Annotated in this window: 16 protein-coding genes; 5 read left to right on the forward strand and 11 right to left on the reverse strand. The window is 67.2% G+C overall.

The genetic code is table 11. The features are described from left to right. Positions 1-110 precede the first annotated feature (110 nt). From ACIPG5_RS18940 to ACIPG5_RS18960, 5 genes are all read right to left on the reverse strand, one after another. Positions 111-1,403: an NAD(P)/FAD-dependent oxidoreductase gene (locus ACIPG5_RS18940; RefSeq protein ID WP_401377085.1), complete on the reverse strand. Its 1,293-nt coding sequence runs from the start codon at positions 1,401-1,403 to the stop codon at positions 111-113. Further along, complete coding sequence (locus ACIPG5_RS18945) at positions 1,396-2,073, reverse strand: S8/S53 family peptidase (RefSeq protein ID WP_401377088.1); 678 nt, start codon at positions 2,071-2,073, stop codon at positions 1,396-1,398. Before ACIPG5_RS18945 ends, ACIPG5_RS18940 begins: the two co-directional genes overlap by 8 nt. After that, positions 2,063-3,796, reverse strand: a complete 1,734-nt coding sequence (locus ACIPG5_RS18950) for an ABC transporter ATP-binding protein (protein WP_401377090.1) — start codon at positions 3,794-3,796, stop codon at positions 2,063-2,065. The genes ACIPG5_RS18945 and ACIPG5_RS18950 overlap by 11 nt, the downstream gene beginning before the upstream one ends. 1 nt (position 3,797) lies before the next feature. Further along, a complete protein-coding gene (locus ACIPG5_RS18955; protein ID WP_176511817.1) occupies positions 3,798-5,708 on the reverse strand; it encodes a sigma-54-dependent Fis family transcriptional regulator in 1,911 nt (636 codons plus the stop codon). Between the two features lie 239 nt (positions 5,709-5,947). Beyond that, positions 5,948-6,193: a hypothetical protein gene (locus ACIPG5_RS18960; protein WP_401377169.1), complete on the reverse strand. Its 246-nt coding sequence runs from the start codon at positions 6,191-6,193 to the stop codon at positions 5,948-5,950. A gap of 607 nt (positions 6,194-6,800) precedes the next feature. Here ACIPG5_RS18960 and ACIPG5_RS18965 point away from each other — a divergent pair. The 5 genes from ACIPG5_RS18965 to alkB all read left to right on the forward strand — a co-directional run bounded on the left by ACIPG5_RS18965 (position 6,801) and on the right by alkB (position 13,148). Next, positions 6,801-8,129 carry a hypothetical protein gene (locus ACIPG5_RS18965; RefSeq protein WP_236193951.1) on the forward strand — a complete coding sequence of 443 codons (1,329 nt, stop codon included), beginning with the start codon at positions 6,801-6,803 and terminating at the stop codon, positions 8,127-8,129. A 32-nt stretch (positions 8,130-8,161) separates the two neighbouring features. Then, positions 8,162-10,390: an Ig-like domain-containing protein gene (locus tag ACIPG5_RS18970; protein WP_401377094.1), complete on the forward strand. Its 2,229-nt coding sequence runs from the start codon at positions 8,162-8,164 to the stop codon at positions 10,388-10,390. 14 nt (positions 10,391-10,404) lie between these two features. Next, the gene (locus ACIPG5_RS18975) at positions 10,405-10,875 is read left to right on the forward strand and encodes a curlin (RefSeq protein WP_176518173.1); all 471 of its coding nucleotides are present in this window, start codon (positions 10,405-10,407) and stop codon (positions 10,873-10,875) included. Between the two features lie 16 nt (positions 10,876-10,891). Beyond that, the gene (locus ACIPG5_RS18980; RefSeq protein ID WP_401377097.1) at positions 10,892-12,337 is read left to right on the forward strand and encodes a curlin; all 1,446 of its coding nucleotides are present in this window, start codon (positions 10,892-10,894) and stop codon (positions 12,335-12,337) included. A gap of 166 nt (positions 12,338-12,503) precedes the next feature. Next, positions 12,504-13,148, forward strand: coding sequence for a DNA oxidative demethylase AlkB (gene alkB, locus ACIPG5_RS18985; RefSeq protein ID WP_176518177.1), 645 nt, complete (start codon positions 12,504-12,506; stop codon positions 13,146-13,148). 8 nt (positions 13,149-13,156) lie between these two features. On the opposite strand, the gene ACIPG5_RS18990 is transcribed toward alkB, so the two are convergent. The 6 genes from ACIPG5_RS18990 to ACIPG5_RS19015 form a co-directional block, all read right to left on the reverse strand. Then, on the reverse strand, positions 13,157-14,473 hold the full coding sequence (locus tag ACIPG5_RS18990) for a hypothetical protein (protein ID WP_176518175.1): 1,317 nt from the start codon (positions 14,471-14,473) through the stop codon (positions 13,157-13,159). A 169-nt stretch (positions 14,474-14,642) separates the two neighbouring features. Further along, complete coding sequence (locus ACIPG5_RS18995) at positions 14,643-15,494, reverse strand: CsgG/HfaB family protein (RefSeq protein ID WP_401377100.1); 852 nt, start codon at positions 15,492-15,494, stop codon at positions 14,643-14,645. 33 nt (positions 15,495-15,527) lie between these two features. Continuing rightward, positions 15,528-15,941: a curli assembly protein CsgF gene (locus tag ACIPG5_RS19000; RefSeq protein WP_401377103.1), complete on the reverse strand. Its 414-nt coding sequence runs from the start codon at positions 15,939-15,941 to the stop codon at positions 15,528-15,530. Continuing rightward, on the reverse strand, positions 15,938-16,330 hold the full coding sequence (gene csgE / locus ACIPG5_RS19005; protein WP_401377106.1) for a curli production assembly/transport protein CsgE: 393 nt from the start codon (positions 16,328-16,330) through the stop codon (positions 15,938-15,940). The genes ACIPG5_RS19000 and csgE overlap by 4 nt, the downstream gene beginning before the upstream one ends. Then, complete coding sequence (locus ACIPG5_RS19010) at positions 16,327-16,854, reverse strand: type II secretion system protein (protein ID WP_176518087.1); 528 nt, start codon at positions 16,852-16,854, stop codon at positions 16,327-16,329. The genes csgE and ACIPG5_RS19010 overlap by 4 nt, the downstream gene beginning before the upstream one ends. Continuing rightward, positions 16,829-17,203 (reverse strand): type II secretion system protein, encoded by a 375-nt coding sequence (locus ACIPG5_RS19015; protein WP_401377110.1) that lies wholly within the window; start codon positions 17,201-17,203, stop codon positions 16,829-16,831. Before ACIPG5_RS19015 ends, ACIPG5_RS19010 begins: the two co-directional genes overlap by 26 nt. Positions 17,204-17,205 lie beyond the last annotated feature (2 nt).

Raw genomic sequence — 17,205 nt, forward strand, 5'->3', positions numbered from 1 at the left:
GCGGGTCTGTAGCGGCCCTATCGCCGGCAAGCCGGCTCCCACAGTGAGCCCTGCGCTATCCCTGTGGGAGCCGGCTTGCCGGCGATAGGGCCAGAACAGCCAACAGAACATCAACTGCACCCCTGCTCCACCAGCCACCGCCGCACCATCCCCTGCTGCGCCAAGGCCAAGCCCTTGAGCACGTGCTCAACCCCCAGCCCACCCCGCAGCCCACGCACCACCGGCGCCAGCTCCACCCCCTGCAGATGCCAGATCCCCAACGGCTGATCCGCCGTCACCACCACTTCGGCCTCATCCACAAACCCATCACGCAACACAGGCCGCGTCTCTACCCGCACCGCCGCCCAATCCGCCGCCAGGTGCAGCGGCTGCGCATCCGGCCAGCCCTGGCGCCTGGCCCAGAACAAAAGCCCAGCACGCGCCTGTTCCTGCCCATAAAAATTCCGCCCGATGCGAGCAAAGCGCAAAAACAACTGCTCCACCCGCTGCTGGTGAAAGCGCTTGGCCAACGCCGCCCGCTCAGGCCTGCGCAACAAGGTGTTGACCACCACAGGCGCCTGCAAGGCCGACGACAGCGACTGGAAAATCCCATTCCCCGACAAGGGGTCAACCGCCATGGCGGCATCCCCCACGCGGATCCAGTCGTCCCCCACGCAGTCACCCGCAAGGATCGCCGTGCTGCTGCGCGCATGCACCTGGGCAGGCGCGAAGGCCTGCGCACCGAACAGTTCGGCCACCAGCGCCGAACCCCGGCGGCGCTCGGCGCAGTACTCGGGCAATGCGGCCTTGCCCGGCAAGCCGCCGGCATCCAGGGTGATCTGCCAGTAGCAACGGCCATCGGCGCGCCGGGCCATCCACGCCCAGCCCTCGTCCAGGCTCTGCACCGCCGACGCCGGCGCCCCGGGTTCACCCTGCCAGAGGTTCAGCAGGCTGACCGTTTCCGGCCCGCGCAAACGGTCGGCCGCCAGCGGCGCCTGGCGGCCTCGTGCTTCGACCAGAAATTCAGCGTGCAGCACCTGCCCGTCGTCCAGGCCGACGCAATGCACGCCCTTGTGCGTGACTTCGCGCACGCGCCCTTCGACCACCTGCACCCCTGCCCGCTCGAGGTCCAGGCGCAGGGCTCGGTCGAAGCATTGGCGGTCGAGCAGAAACTCCTGGTTCTGTTGCAGGTGCTGGCCATTCCAGCGCACCTCGCGGGTTGCCGGCATCGCCGCCTCTGCCAGGGCGCCGCCAAGGCCAGCGTTGCGCAGGCCCTCCAGCACCCGCTGGGAAACCCCTTCGAGCGCGGCGAAGCGCCGCCAGTCGCTGACCACGGTGACCGGGTAGCCCAGGCGGCGCAGGCCAAGCGCGGTAGCGGCGCCCGCGGGGCCTGCGCCCAGCACCAGAATGCGCGGCTCAGGCATCGCCTGCCCTGCGCCGCTCGGGGCCGGTGAAACTGGCGTGGGCCTGCAGCCAGGCGAGCAGCTGCTGGCGGCCCAGCCCGGGCTGTTGCTGCAGCAGGGCAGCCATTCGCCCCGCCACCGCCGCGCAGCCCAGGCTGGCACCGGCCATGCGCCGTTCACCGACGTGCCCGCCGAAATCGGCCTGGGCGCTGCCCAGCCACGACCACTGGCCCGGCGCGCAGCGGGCGTCACCGGTGATGCGTATCACCCCCGGGTAGCTGGCCGGGTAGACCGCCGCGCCCTGGGCAGGGCTGGATGCGCACAGCAGCACGCCTGCGGCCTGCACTTCGGCGCAGGCCTGGCGCAGCGCCGGGCGGTCCTGCTGCAGCCCGAGGCTCAGGTTGATCAAGGTCGCCCCCTGCTCGGCCAGCCACAGCATGCCAGCGGCTACCTGCAAGGCACTGGTGCTGCCCTGTTCGCCGAACACCTGGGCCAGCAGCACCGGCACCCTGCCCGCCTCCCCCTGCAGGCGCGCCAGCACAGCGCTGCCATGGCCCAGGCGGTCGGGTTGCAGTTCGCCTTCACGCAGCACGCCGTCTTCCAGCCAGAAGCGGCGTGCGGCGCCCAGGCGCTCGGCCTGGGCCGGCGTGCAGCCGCTGTCGACCACCCCCAGGCGTACTTCAGTGGCCATGCTTGAGGGCCTCCTGGGGCAATACCCGCAGTTGCCCGCCCTGCAGATTCAGGTGCAGGTCGGCATCGGCCAAGGTCGAAGCGCGGTGGCTGATGAGGATGCGCGTGCGCCCGGCGAACAGTTCGTCGATGGCGGCGATCACCTCGCGCTCGGTGGCTTCGTCCACCGCCGAGGTGGCTTCGTCCAGCACCAGGATCGACGGCGCCTGGAGCACTGCGCGGGCGATGGCGATGCGTTGCTTCTGGCCACCGGAAAGCTGCTGGCCGCGCTCGCCGAGCAGGCCATCGAGGCCCAGCGGCAGGCTGGCCACCAGGCCTTCCAGGTGCGCCAGGCGCACCACCTGTTCCAGCGCTTCGCGGCTGGCCTGGGGCGCGCCGTAGGCGAGGTTCTGCGCCAGGGTGCCGCGAAACAGCACGATGTCCTGGCTGACCACCGCGATGCGCTGGCGCACGGCGGCCAGGTCGAGCTCGCGCAGGTCCACGCCGTCGAGCAGGATGCGCCCGTCATCGGGGTCGTAGAAGCGCTGCAGCAGGTCGATCAGGGTCGACTTGCCAACGCCCGAGGCGCCGCTGATGGCGACCTTGAGGCCCCCGGGCAGGCAGGCGTCGACGTTGTCCAGCACCGCACCCTGGCGCCCGTCATGGGCAAAGCGCAGCGCCTCCAGGCGCAGCTCGCCCGGCCCTTGCGGCATCGGCCGCGGCACCGCCGCCTCGTGCACGGCCACGGCTTCCTGTTTCAGCTCCATCACCCGGCCCAGGCTCACCGCCATGCGCTGCACCGCCACATACAGCCCCAACAGGCTCTGTACCGGGCCCACGGCCATACCCATGTAGGTGGAGAACGCAATCAGCGCGCCCAGCTGCCAGGTACCCTGAATCACCCACCAGCCGCCCACCAGGAACGCGCAGGCGCGGCACCACGAGGTCAGCGTGCCGGGGATCGCCTGGGTGAAGAATTCGGTGACCTGCACCTTGAGCAGCTGGCGCATGTAGCCCTGGCCCAGCTGGTCCAGGCGCCCGGCTTCCCGGCCTTGCTGGCCGGCGGCCTGGATGAACTTCATCGCCGGCAGCGTCTCGACCAGGAACGAGGACACATCCGCCGAACGCTCACGCAGGCTGCGCACTTCGCGCTCGACCTTGCGCCGCATCCAGCGCAGCCACAGCACCTCGAGGGGAATCAGCAGCGCCAGCAGCAGCGACAGCTGCCACGACAGCATCAGCATCAGCGCCACCGCGCCCACCAGGCCGATCACCGCCGACACCGCCGAAAACAGCGAATCCACGGCGAACCGCTGGATCTCGGCAACGTCGCCATCGAGCCGCGACAGGATGTCGCCAGTGCGCCGGCGCCCATAGAAGGTCGGCGACAGCCGTTGCAGGTGGCGGTACAGGTCGTCACGCAGGGCGAACAGAATGCGCCCGGACAACCGCGTGTGCAGGTAGCGGTTGACCCCGGCCAGCACGGTGCCGAGCAGCCCGGCGCCGATCATGATCGCCGCCATGTGCCAGAGGGTCTGGTAATCCTTGGCCAGCAGGCCTTCGTCGATCAGCGTCTTGACCAGCCAGGGTTGCGCCAGGGCCAGCAGCGAGGCGCCCAGCGACAGGCCCAGCAACACGCCGATGGCACGCCGCTGCGGGCGCACGAAACCATACAGCCAGGCCAGGGCCTGGCGCATCAGCACAGGGTCGCTGGACTCCATAAGCCTTGAGAACAAGCCGCCCATGTCAGCCCCGCAACTGTTTGAGTTTGCGGTACAAGGTCGCCCGGCTGATGCCCAGCGCCTCGGCGGCCGCCGAGACATTGCCCTGATGGCGCGCCAGGGCGTTGCGAATCAGCTCCAGTTCGCTGTCCTTCAAGCTGCCGGAGGGCGCACCGCCGCTGGCCAGTTCGTCGAGCAGGCAATCGGTGAGGTGGTCCAGGGTCAGCAACTGCTCGCCGTCCTCGCGCATGGCCAGCGCCGTGCGCACCACCATTTCCAGCTGGCGGATGTTGCCCGGCCAGTCGAAGCCTTCGAGCAAACCGGCCAGCGCCGGGTCGAGGCTCACGCCCTTGGCCCCGGCCTTGTCCAGCAGACCTTCGATGATCGCTGCCAGGTCGTCGCGCTCACGCAGTGCCGGCAGGCGCAGCGACACGCCGTTGACCCGGTAGTAGAGGTCTTCACGAAAATGCTGGTCCTGCACCAGGCGCTTCAGGTCGCGGTGGGTGGCGCAGATCAGCGCCACGTCGATGTCCTGCTCGTCGCCCGCGCCCAAGGGCGCCACCCGCCGCTCCTGCAGCACGCGCAGCAGGCGCGCCTGCAGGGCCAGCGGCATGTCGCCGATTTCATCGAGGAACAGCGTGCCGCCGTGGGCCTGCATCAGGCGCCCGACCATGCCGCCGCGGCGCGAGCCGGTGAAGGCACCTTCGCGGTAGCCGAACAGTTCGGACTCGATCAGCCCTTCGGGGATGGCCGCGCAGTTGACGGCCACAAAAGGCTTGTCGGCACGCGGGCTGGCCTGATGCAAGGCGCGGGCGACCACTTCCTTGCCGGTACCGGTCTCGCCCAGCAGCAGCACCGGCAGGCCATTGCCCAGCCCCTGGCGGGCCATGCGCAGGTTGCGCGCCAGGCGCGGGTCGCCACCGGCCAGCGCTTCGAGCGCGGGCGACGGCTTGCCCGGCGCCGGCTTGCTGGCGGGCGCGCTGCCATTGACCCGCGCATGGCGCGGTAGCTGCAAGGCGCGGAAGTAGAACTCGCCCTTGGCCGTCTGCACGCTGCTCACCCCGCCCTGCCACAGGCGCGCGATGAAGGCGGGCGAACGCTCGCCCAGCAGGTCGCTGCTGCGCCGGCCCAGCAGCTCATGGCGTGGCACCTGCAGCAGCTGGCAGGCGTTGTCGTTGGCGGCCAGCACTTCACCGTCCAGGCTCAGCGCCAGCAGCCCCTGCCAGGCACTGTTGAGGTACTGCGTGCGGCTGTGGAAGGCCAGCACCAGATGCTCCGGGTGGCACAGGCCGAACAGCCGGCTTTCGATGTTGCCGGCTGCCAGCATCAGCGTGGTCAGGCTGTCCTGCGGTTGCGCCATCACCCCTTCGCGGGTGATGTCGAGCACACCGATCACCTCGCCGTGCGGGTCGCGCAGCGGCACGGAGGTGCAGGAGAACGGGCTGAGGCGGTCCAGGTAGTGTTCGCCGCAGTTGATCAGCGTCGGCCGGCCTTCGACCACCGCCGTGCCGATGGCATTGGTGCCGCGCAGCGACTCGCTCCAGCAGCTGCCCGGGTGCAGGTCGCGCAGGCCCTCGCGGCTGAGCACGTGGGTCTGGCCTTCGATGGCCAGCACGTTGGCTTGGGCGTCGCCAAGGATGATGATCCCCGCCTTGCCTTGGCGTGCGACCAGGTAGTCCAACTCGGGGGTAACGGCGTCGACCAGCAGGCGGTTGCGCTCCAGGAGCATGCGCAGGTCATGCCCCTGCTCCAGGCCCAGGCCCACCTGCTCGCCTTGCAGGCAGTCCAGGCCATGGCCCAGGCTGCGGCGCCAGGAGGCGTCGATTTCGTCGCGCAGCATGCCCAGCGGCAGCTCGCCTTCACTGGCCAGCTTCAGGCGGGCCTGGCGGGATTCGTGCAGCGGGTCTTGGGCGTTTGTTATGAGTTGTCGCGCCATTTTCTACTCCGGCTGTGCCCCGCAAGGTGGCGGGGGACGGGCTTGGGAATTTTCCGCAGTGTGCGGGAGAAATTCCTGACCGTCATCAGGCTGCGGTAGAAGGTGGCATAAGGTTACGTTTACGTAAAGGGAGAACGCGATGGTTGGCAAAGGGCCAATGATTGCGGATTGGAAGTGCAGTTCGGGCAGATTTCGAGCGCCGTTGCGGTGCTCGAAATCACGCGTGCCACTAACGCCCCTCAAACACCTCGCATCTTCGGCGCACTTTCCCGTTCGGCCTGCTGCTGCATTTCCACCCCATCGAGCAACGCTTCCACCACGGCCTTGGCCGAGTCCAGCCCATGGTCATTGCTCAGCAGCAGATCGCGACAAGTGCCCGTGGCCAGCTCCAGGGCCTTGAGATTGGTCGCAAAAGCCCCCTTGAGCAGTGTCGACAGGTGCACCAGCGCGTCTTCATAGTCCACGCCCGGGCGCACGGCAAACAGCGGCGGGTGGCTGCATTCGCAGGTCGAGAAACTGGAGGATGCCGTAACGGCGCGGGCAGGAGGATCCGGTAAGCCTTTTGTCATTGTGTTGCTCCTTGATTCACTGGAGCCGCCACAAATCGCTACCAAACGAAGTGGTGACGGCTGTACGGAGGTTGGTAGACCGGGAATCAAGGAAACCGGCGCGCACGGAGGCGCCCTACGCACAGCCGCCATAAAACGAAACAGTCGGGCACAAAAAAGCGCCAACTGTATCGCAGAGCGGGCGCTTGTGCGCCTTGATTGATCGCGGGCTACCAAACCCGGCTGCTGGATTGACAGCAGCGGGCAAAGACTACCGGTGCCAGGGAAGGGTTTCAAGCCGAGACTGCGCGCAGTAACACTTCTGTTGTACCGGCTCGCGCAGGGTCAGCGCTGCCATCCCACCAACCTCCCCCAATGCTGGGTGACTGCCCCCATGCCCCTCCCCCCCTGACTGCCCGGCCACGAACGCAAGACCCCCGCCCCAGAGCCCGCGCCGGCCCATTTCAACAACCTGGCACGGCTGTTGCCGCTCCCCTCCCAGACGCCCCAAGTCCATGGGCCCGTTTGCAGGAGGAATCGACTCATGCACCGACCGCTCCCCACCCCGCTGGCTGTGGCGATCCTCGCCAGCCTGCTCCAGCTCCCCGCTCAGGCTGCGCTGTACGCAGTCGACAGCGGCGCCCCCAACCTCGCCAACGGCAACTTCCCCGCCTGGTACCAGGACAGCCACGGTCGCACCCTCGACCTGTGCCTGAGCAAGGCCGTGAGCTCACGGGTAGCCGGTGCGCCGGGCGCGCCGTCCTACATGTGCACCCTGCTGCCCACCCCCGGGGTGTTCGACGACACCAAGCCCATCGCCTTCCCCAAGAACTTCCCGGATGAAGCCTTCTGGTTCACCGCCGACGCCGCCATCGTCGATGCCGCCCGTGGCATCGACCTGAGCTACGGCACCGCCATCGAGGCGGCGTTCGCCGCCGAAGAGCCCAAGCAAGGCGACCAGCAAAGCTTCGCCCGGGTGCGCATCCGCGTCGACGTACCCACCGCCGGCACCTATGTCATCACCCACCCCTACGGCGTGGAAGTGTTCGAGGTGGCCGCCGCCGGGCGCCGGGCGATCAACATGACCCGCGACATCGGCATCGCCGGTGCCGGCGATTTCAGCGGTGCCCTCAAGGGTGATGTCGGGCCGTTCCTGCGCAGCGTCAACGGGCCCTACACCGAGGGCAGCGAGCGCTTCATCGGCGACCCGAACCTGGATGAGCGTGCAACCGGCAGCCCGTTCAACACCAACTACGTGCGTATCGAGGGCCCCAACGGCATCGACCTGCGCACCGAGCTGTTCGCCATTTCCGGCAAGCTCTCCACGGTGGCCCGGCCAACGCCGTTGATCCCCCAGCGCAGCACCTATTCGCGCCACGCGGAGAACGGCGACCTGCGCGCCCAGCAGGACATGTTCGTGCTGGCACCGCCGCCACCGGCCAGCGCCACCCTCACCAGCCAGACGCCCAGCCTGGCCCTGAACGAAGCCAACGGCACCGGCACCTGGTACGCCCAGTCAACGCTCAACCCGGCGCCCGGCAGCAACCTGCTGATCAGCGCCGACAACAGCGTGGCGATCCCAACCAGCACGGTCACCACGGCAAGCCTGGCGCTGACTGACCTTGTCACCATCAGCCGCGCCGAATACAGCCTGAGCAAAGGCGAGCTGACCTTGGTGGCCAGCAGCAGTGACGAAACGTCCCCCCCCGCCCTCACCGCCAGCACCGGCAACGGCACCGCGATCGGGCCCCTGGAGGGTGACGGCGCGGTGAGAACGTTGATCGCCAAGTTGTCCCCGCTGCCCCCGGCCAAGGTGCAGGTCACCAGCGCCGCCGGCGGCAGCGACAGCGAAGACGTGGTGCTGGTGCCATGAACAGACAAAGGCTCAGCCTTCAAGGAGGCAGCATGAACACTTGGCCGCGCCGTGCGCTGTTCGCCGCCGGTTTTACCCTTACCGTCACCAGCTCGGCTTGGGCCGCGCTGACTCAGGTCGCTCCGGGGCCCTACACCTTCGCCACCGGCGGCTACCCGATGTGGTACATGGACGCCTCTGGCCTGGCGCTGGAGCTGTGCCGCTCACGTGCCACCAGCTCGCGGGTGGCGGGGGCACCGGGGGCGCCGTCCTACATGTGCACCCTGCTGCCGGAACCGGGCATCTACGATGACGCCCTGCCGTTGGTATTCCCCGACAACTGGCCGCCAGAGATGTTCTGGTTTTTGGCCGAGGCCACCATCCCGGCAGTGGGCAACAGCGGCTACGAGCTGGACGCCTACGTGGCCGGCGTGGAAGCGGCCTTCGCCGCCGAGAACCCGGTGAACGGCGACCAGCAGAGCTTCGCCCGCATCCGCATCCGCGTGTCGGTGCCCACCGCCGGCACCTACACCATCACTCACCCTTACGGGGTCGAGCGGGTCGAAGTCACCAGCCCTGGGCGGCGGGCGATCAACATCACCCGCGATGTCGGCATCGGCGCCCCGGGCAACTTCAGCGGGTCACTCAGCGGCGCGATCGGGCCGTTCCTGCGCCGTGTCGGCCCCCTGTACACCGAGCTCAACCCGGACACCGGCGTGGTCGATACCTTCATCGGCGACCCGAACCGCACGGAGGCGGTGCTTGGCAGCCCGTTCGGCACCAACTTCGTGGAAATCAAGGGCCCTGCGGGCACCATCCGAACCAACCTGTTCACGCTCTCCGGCAAGGTGCTCGACGCGCGCACCCCCACCCCAGTGTCCCTGGAGCGGGCCACCTACTCGCGCAATGGCCAAGGCACCCGGGTGGAAGTCTTCGCCAAGGCGCCGAACAGCGCCACCCTGTGCCTGCGCAATGGGCTGGCACTGGTCGGCTCCCCGCCCGCACCGTGCGAGTTCAACCTGAGCAGCGACAACAGCGGGCTGTTCTTCAACCAGCGGCTGAGCACCGACCCGTTGCCGGCGGTGGTGGTAGTCACCGCCAGCAACGGCACCACCACCCAGCCCACCGCGGTATCGAGCAAGTTGACCGACGTGGTCAAGGTCAGCACCGCGCGCTACGAATGGGCCAACAAACGGCTGGTCATCGAAGCGAGCTCCAGCGACGAAGTGGTGCAACCCGACCTGCTCGCCCAGGGCTATGGCCGCCTGTCCAAGTCCGGCAACCTGCAGAGCTTGACGGTCAATGACCTCAACCAGCCGCCGGCCAGCGTCACGGTCAAGTCCTCCCATGGCGGCAGCGATGTGGAGCCGGTGGTGGTGGTCGGCACGGCCCCCGTGGAGGGCGCCAACAAGCCGCCGCTGGCCCAGGCCGATGTTGGCAGCACCAGTGTCGGCGTGCCGCTGACCCTGAACCTGCTGAGCAACGACAGCGACCCGGACGGCAACGTACCGCTGAGCATCACCGACCTGACCCAGCCAGGCACGGGCCTCGGTGGCGTGGTGCTCAATGGCAGCACCGCGGTGACCTACACCCCACCGGCCGGTGCCACGCAACCGCTGGTGGCCAGCTTCAGCTATCGCGCCATGGACGCCAAGGGCCTCAAGTCGGAACCGGCCAACGTGACCATCAACGTCGCGCCCAACCAGGCGCCGACCGCCAACCCGGAAAGCGTGACCACCCTGGGCGTGGCCCTGCCCATCGACGTGCTGGCCAACGACACCGACCCGGAAGGCAACCTGCCGCTGGCGGTGGCCAACTTCACCCAACCGCCTGCCGGCCGCGGCACCGTGGCCAGCAACGGCACCCTCATCACCTACACGCCACCGAACAACGTCACCACGGCGTTCACCACCACCTTCACCTACCGCGCGCGTGATTCGCTGGGGGCGCTGTCCGCCAGCACAACGGTCACCGTCAACGTGCAGCCGCGCCCAGCCGCCGAAACCTTCACGGTGACCGCCGCCACCGTGCTGGCCCGCTCGAATGACCGCTACAACTGGGACATCAGCGGCACCTCCTCGGTGACCACCGGCAACACCATCACCGTGCGTGTCACCACCACCACCGGCAACCAGGTGCTGGGTACCACCACGGTGCCGGTCACCGGCCGCTGGCGCCTGACGCTCAGCAACAGCACCACGCTGGTGCCGACGGCCAACCCACGGGCGACCATCACCACCAGCCAGGGCACCAACCGCACCGTCGATGTGACCGTGCAGTAAGGAGGCAGAACGCCATGAACCGCCTGTACCCATTGCTGCTGTGCCTGGCCCTGGCCGGCCAGGCCCAGGCCGACGACCTGATGGACAACGCCGACCTTGCACCTGGCAGCGACCTGGGCGAGCCACTGATCATCCGCCTGCTGCCGGCCGGCGCCGGCCAGGCGGCGCTGATCGAGCAGCAAGGCGCAAGCAACCGCGCCGCCCTCGACCAGAACGGCCAGGCCCTGCTGGGCCGCATCGTCCAGGCCGGGGGCGCGCAGGAGGCGTACATCCTGCAAGAAGGCACTGACCTGATGGCCAGCATCAGCCAACAGGGCTATGGCAACAGCGCGTCGATCCGCCAGAGCGGCACCGGCAACAGCGCCAGCATCGAGCAGGTCGGCAACGACAACAGCGCCAGCATCGTGCAGGCCGGCTCGGGCCTGAGCAGTTCCGTGACCCAGGCTGGCAATGGCCAGCATGTTCAGATCACCCAATACCGATAGACCTGGAGGCACCACCATGTTCAAGCTCGCTCCCTTAAGTGCCGCTATCGTCCTGGCCGTGGCCGGCCAGGTGATGGCCGACGACAGCACCTCGAACCAGACGCAAAGCGGCAACCAGAACATCGCCGAGGTCAAGCAGACGGTCGCGCCTTTCGCTGCCGCCACTCAGGACCAGGCCGGCAAGGGCCACAACCACCTGGCGGTGCAGGAAAACAGCACCAGCTACATCGACCAGAGCGCCACCGGCGCCTTCAACGCAGGCTACGCCGAGCAACTGTTCGAGAACGCCAGCCACATCAACCAGCAGGCCGCAGGCAGCTACAACGATGCCTTCAGCAGCCAGTCGCTGGGCGAGAACAACCAGGCGCTGCAGATCCAGCAAGGCGGCGAGAACCGCTCGACCCTGTGGCAGGACAGCCAGCTCGGCAGCCAGGCCAACACCCAGCAGAACGGCCAGCGCAACGAAGCCTTCGTCGAGCAGCTGTTCGGCGGCAGCAACAACCAGAGCCAGATCACCCAGGGCGGCCAGGACAACTACGCCGCCGCCGAGCACATGACCCATAACGACGGCCACATCGAGATCTACCAGCAGGGCAAGGAAAACTGGGCCTATGGGGACCAGCGCGACGGCACCGGGGGCATGCTCATCATCGACCAGCAAGGCACCGGCCATTCGGCAGAAGTCTGGCAGGACAACCAACAAGGCAGCCACGCCAGCGTCAGCCAGGCCGGCCAGCTCAACGAAGCCTACATCGACCAGAGCTTCGGCCAGGGCAACGCCGCCAGCCTGTATCAGCAAGGCAAGTCCAACGCCAGCTGGTCGGACCAGTTCGAGACCAACAACGCCACCACCAGCATTTCCCAGAGCGGCACCGGCAACCTGCACTTCACCTACCAGACCGGCGACAACCAGCACCTGACCGTAACCACCCAGGGTACCGGCAACAAGGTGATGGCCAGCAACTGGAAGGGTGAGAAGCTCGGGGGCCAGTTCGGCAACAACCAGAGCGCCGTGATCAACCAGAAAGGCACCGGCAACGGCGTCAACCTGACCCAGAACGGCGCCTACCAACAGGCCACGCTGAACCAGAAAGGCAGCAACAACTCGATGCAGACCAAGCAGGCCGACAGCAACAACGAGCTGTATTTCGAGCAGAACGGCAGTGACAACATCCTCGTCGCCGACCAGCGCGGCACCGACAACTACGCCTTCGGTGCCTCCAACGGCAGCAGCAACACCATCACCCTGGACCAGTCCGGCTATGCCAACCAGAGCTACACCAACCAGCTCTACGGCAGTGGCAACAGCGCGACCATCAAGCAGGCCGACAGCGCCAACGTCGCCTACGTGACCCAGGGCGGCACCGGCAACCAGGCCTTCGTCGACCAGGCCGGTGCCAACCAGAGCGCCACCATCAGCCAGATGGGCAACGCCAACATGGCCACTGCCACCCAGCGCTGAACGCTCCCCCTTGGACCGCGGCGCCGCCTCTCCCTGGCGTCGCGGTTCCTTTTTCATGCCTGGGTCTTCGATACCTGCGCAGTACCTGTGGGCGCCGGCTTGCCGGCGATAGGCCAGCCAGGCCAACAGCGCTACAATGGCCCGACCCAACGCCAGCGCCGCCACCATGATCCAGTCCGACCTCGACCTGTTCGGCCCCCAGCCGCAACGCCTGGCCAGCCACACCGTGCTGCTGCCCGGTTTCGCCCTGGCCGAGATCGAGCCCATACTCGATGCCCTGCGCCCGGTCCTGCGCGCCGCGCCTTGGCGCCACATGCAGACCCCAGGCGGCCTGAACATGGCCGTGGCGCTGACCAACTGCGGCGCGCTGGGCTGGGTCAGTGATGCCAAGGGCTATCGCTACAGCCCCACCGACCCCGTCAGCGGCCAACCCTGGCCCGCCCTGCCGCCGATACTGCTCGACCTGGCTGCCCGCGCAGCCGCAGCCGCCGGCTTCGACGGTTTCGTACCCGATGCCTGCCTGGTCAACCACTACCTGCCCGGCACCCGCCTGAGCCTGCACCAGGACCGCGACGAAGCGGATTTCGGCCAGCCGATCGTGTCTATATCACTGGGCCTGCCGGCGGTGTTCCTGTTCGGTGGGCTCGAGCGCTCGGACCGCACCCAGCGCATACCGTTGAGCCATGGCGATGTGCTGGTCTGGGGCGGCGAAGATCGGCTGCGTTTTCATGGCGTGCTGCCGGTCAAGCCAGGAACCCACCCGCGCATGGGCGAACGACGCATCAACCTGACCTTGCGCAAGGCGGGGTAATTTCACCCTCACTTCTCAGGCAGTTTCTGCACGATGAGGTTGTCGAACACCAACAAGGCATCGTCCTCCTCGGTGTCCACCGTCAACGTCAACACCTCCGGCCCGTCGATGATCAGCTCCTTGGTGCCGTAGTGCATGGCCCCCGGCCCCTCTTCCGACAAGTCTTCGTACTCACCTGCGATTGTCGTCTGAACGGCGCAATAGCTGTTGCAACCCCACGCGAAGGTGACCAGCCGACGCCCGGGGCCTTCGAGCACCAGCTTGATCGAGGAGTCCGCTTCCAGGTGATGCCCCTTGATCAGGCCCTTGCTGCCTTCGTGCGGTTTGTCGCTGACGCCTCGGGTCTGCCGATCGAGCTGAAACTCGACGCCGTGGGCGACCAAACGCGCGTAGTGCCCAGGCGCCACGTCTTCGAAATCAATGTGCGGCGTAGGCGTCGGCCGGCCCACGGCCTGGTCCTGTTCGGCATAGCTGAAGGCCATGCTGCCCGCCTTGTCTGCCGGAAACTGCACGCTCACCACCGGGATCAATTGCTCGTAGAGCTGCTGGTAGCGAATCTGGTCGTACTGGGCCTTGGCCAGCGCTTCGCGCTCGCCTTGCACGTAGAAGAACGAATGCACCGGCAGTGCACCCCCTTGGCCCTTTTCCCACACCGACAGCAACACTTCGTTGTTGATCGACCAATGCGCATCGGGCAGGCCCTGGCGGACCTTGAGTGCAGTGTTGAACGCCGCGGCCGACGCCGCTGGCGTGTGCCGCAGATCCCACCCGCACACCCGGTAGTTGCTGGCCTGCGGATACTTGTCCAACCACTGCTGCGCCGTGTTCACAGCCAGGGCCTGGCAGGTGTCGGTGGTTTCCTCGAAGCCTCTGATCGGGCCACAGCCCTGCAAAGTCGGGCGTTGGTTGGTGTTGGCATTGATGGGAAAGGTGCACAGCATACTCAGGTGGGCAAGGCTGCCGGGCGGGGCGTACTGAGGTGGGTACAGCAGCAGCCCATTCTGGTTGCCGAAAGGCTTGCCGAAGTTGCTGTCACGACGCGCCCAGGAAAACGCCACGCTGCCCTTTTCTATCTGGCTGTCGCTGGGCTCCCAAGGCAGGAAGCCGACACTGCTGGTGGTTGTGCGCAGCGCGATGCCGCTGCACAAGTAGCCAGGTTTGTCCGGGCCACCGCAATCATCGGTGGTGCTGTTGTACCAGGTGTTGAGTTGATCCACTGCTGCCTTCGCCCGCTCGTTGAGCATGCGTGTTGCGTCTGCGGCCAGCAGTGGTGGGGTCGAAAAGGCAATCAAGAGTGCGGCGATCGGGCGGGCCAGGTGTCTCATGACGGATTTCCTTTGTCATCCGTGGAATGTCAGCCCATTAATTCATCCGCATCAGGTTGCTGCTACTGGCAGAAATGATAGGAGGCTGTGCTGAAACTACGGGCCCAATCGCCGGCAAGCCGATCTAAAACCCACCCCCGAACCAACGTCGTCCCCTCCACGCCTCCCCTCACTGCTGCTGATACTGGCTCAGGTACTTGTCCACCCCCGCCTTGCCCTCCCCCGCATCCCCGGCCACCTGCCACAAGCGCCGCTCGATCCCTTGCGCCAGCAGGTGCCCCACCGCGGCCTCGATCGCCGACAGCACGCACAGCTGCGCCGGTTCGTTGGTGGTGTAGCCCACCTCGGCCTCCAGCAGCTTCTTGAACTCGATGAACTTGAACACCCCCGCGCTGCGCCCCACCGAGTAGATGGTCTTGCTGGTCATCACGTTGGCCAGCACCTGCCCGGTGCGCACGTCCACCGCGCGCAGGTTCACCGTCACCTGGTCGACCCGGTACTCGCGGGCGATGTCGATGCCCAGGTAGCGCGCGCCTTCCCCGCCGCTGCGCACGTTGGTGTCGTAGGCGATGATGCCGCCCTCGAGCATCAGGTTGGCCGCCTGCAGCGGTGGCAACTCGGCCAGGATGTTTTCTGCCACGTCAGGCTTTTTCTGCGAGGCGCGGATGATCTTGCGCTCGGTCAGCAGGTTCTGCAGGCCCTCGCGCTCCAGCACCACGAACCAGCCGCTGGCACTCAGGGCGTCCATCAGCATGCTCGCCGCCCCTTGGGTGACGCTGGTGGAAAACGAGCTGGCCGGGGTGGGCTTGTATTGCCCGGTCTGGTCGCGAAAGCCATACACCACCGCCATCAGCCGGCCCTTGGGGCGCGGCATGTTGATCAGGTCGTAGTAGGTCGAGGCGCGTGGGGTCAGGGTCGGGGTTTCCGAGTCCTGTTCGGCCGACATGGGTTCGCGCAGGCTGCAGCCACTTTGCAGGCCCAGGGCGGTGACGATCAGCAGCGTGCTCAGCAGACGTTTCATGGTGTTCTCTCCCCAACATGAAGCCCTTCCCTCTCAGGGGTTCAGGCCGCTGACCTCGATGACCGAGATTTCGCCGGTGGCGCGGTCGGTGACCTTGATGCTCAAGGCCCCGGAGTCGTCGATCACGTCGATCAGGAACGAATCGGTGGCCATGCTGCCGGTGCGCCCATTGCTGATGTTGTCCAGCAGCTGCGACAGCATCCGCGACTCCAGCTGGTTGCTGAAGCGCTCCAGGGCCGTGGTGCCGGACAGCGACGAGGCGCGGTCCTTGAGGTCCGGGTCGTCGTAGTCGTTCTGCGCCTGGGCGTTGTTCAGCAGCCAGGTGCCATTGAGCGGGTTGCCACCGAACGCCGGGTTGACCGGGGTGTACACAAGCTCGGTGGCCTGGGTGGTGCAGGCGCAGGCCACAAGGCCTGCCGCGATGCAGTGCAGGGTGCGCGGGTTCATAGCTCGTCCCTCTCCAGGTCGGTGGTGTCCTGCAGCAGGCGCTGCAGCTTGCGCTGTATCACCTCCTGGCGCACCAGGTCGGCGGCCGCGATGGCCTGTTCTTTCAATTGGGTGACATTGGGTGGCAGAAAGCGCCGGTACAGCACGTCACGGTCGAACTCCACCGTGACCAGGCTGCCCCAGCGCGCATCCGGGCGCTCGCGCACCACCAGGTTGAAATCCAGGCGGCTGGTGGCGCGCAGGCGGTCGGCGAAGTAGTAGTAAAAGTCGTGGCCGATGTGCGAGATGGTGTTGTCGACGATGAAGCCTTTCATCTCGTCCTCGGCATCGGCCTGCGCCACGCCGCAGGCCAGCAGCAGGCCCAGGCACAACAGGTTGAGCCCTTTCATGGTTTGCCTCCCGGGCCGCCATGGGTTTGCGCGCCGGCGGCGCTTTCGTTGAACGCCTGTTCGGCCACGAACTGCCAGTCGCTGTAGTGCTCCAGCCCTTCGAACCCGGCCCACTGGCTGTCGAAGCCGCTGCGCTTGAACGGGGTGGCGTCCGAGCGGCTGTGCACGCCGGTGATACGCCCGTCGATCGAATGCAACAGGCCCCAGTCGTCGCTGCCGGTGATCGGGTCCGGGTAGAGCCTGCGCAAGTGGCGCCGGGCCTGCGGGAAGCGGTTGTCTTCGAGCAGCTCGGCCAGCGCCTGGGGGTATTGGGCCAGGCCTGGCGAGGCGCGGTAGTAGCTGCGTAGGGCCTGGGCATACTGGCCGCCCACCCACAGCAGCTGGCGCTCGTGCTCGCGCTGGGCAACGCTGGACCACAGCGCGCCGCTGGCGGCCAGGGCCATCGAGCTGGCCGCGATCAGCAGCAGTACACCCAGGTAGGTGAAACCGGCGCAGGCCTTACCATTGAGCGAAGAGGCTGCCATCACGCGCCCTCCCTGTGGCACCACTCTTGATATCGGCCACCCCGCCCGCCACGCCTTCGGGCGGTGGCACCAGGCGCCAGGCGTCGCTGCGTTCGGTGATCGGGTCGATCGGGGTGTTGCGCAGGTAGCGCTGCTCCACCAGCTGCTCCAGCGAGTCCGGGTAGTGGCCGGTGTCGCCGTAGTAGTGGTCGAGCGCCTCGCGCAGCACCGCCAGGCTCTGGCGCAGGGTGGCTTCGCGGGCGCTCTGCAGGCTGTTGAAGTAGCGCGGCATGGCGATGGTCATCAGCGTGGCGATGATCGCCATCACCACCAGCAGTTCGATCAGGGTGAAGCCGCGGCTGCGTTTCATGG

It is taken from the genome of Pseudomonas sp. NPDC087029 (assembly GCF_044745345.1).
Lineage (GTDB): Bacteria > Pseudomonadota > Gammaproteobacteria > Pseudomonadales > Pseudomonadaceae > Aquipseudomonas > Aquipseudomonas faucium.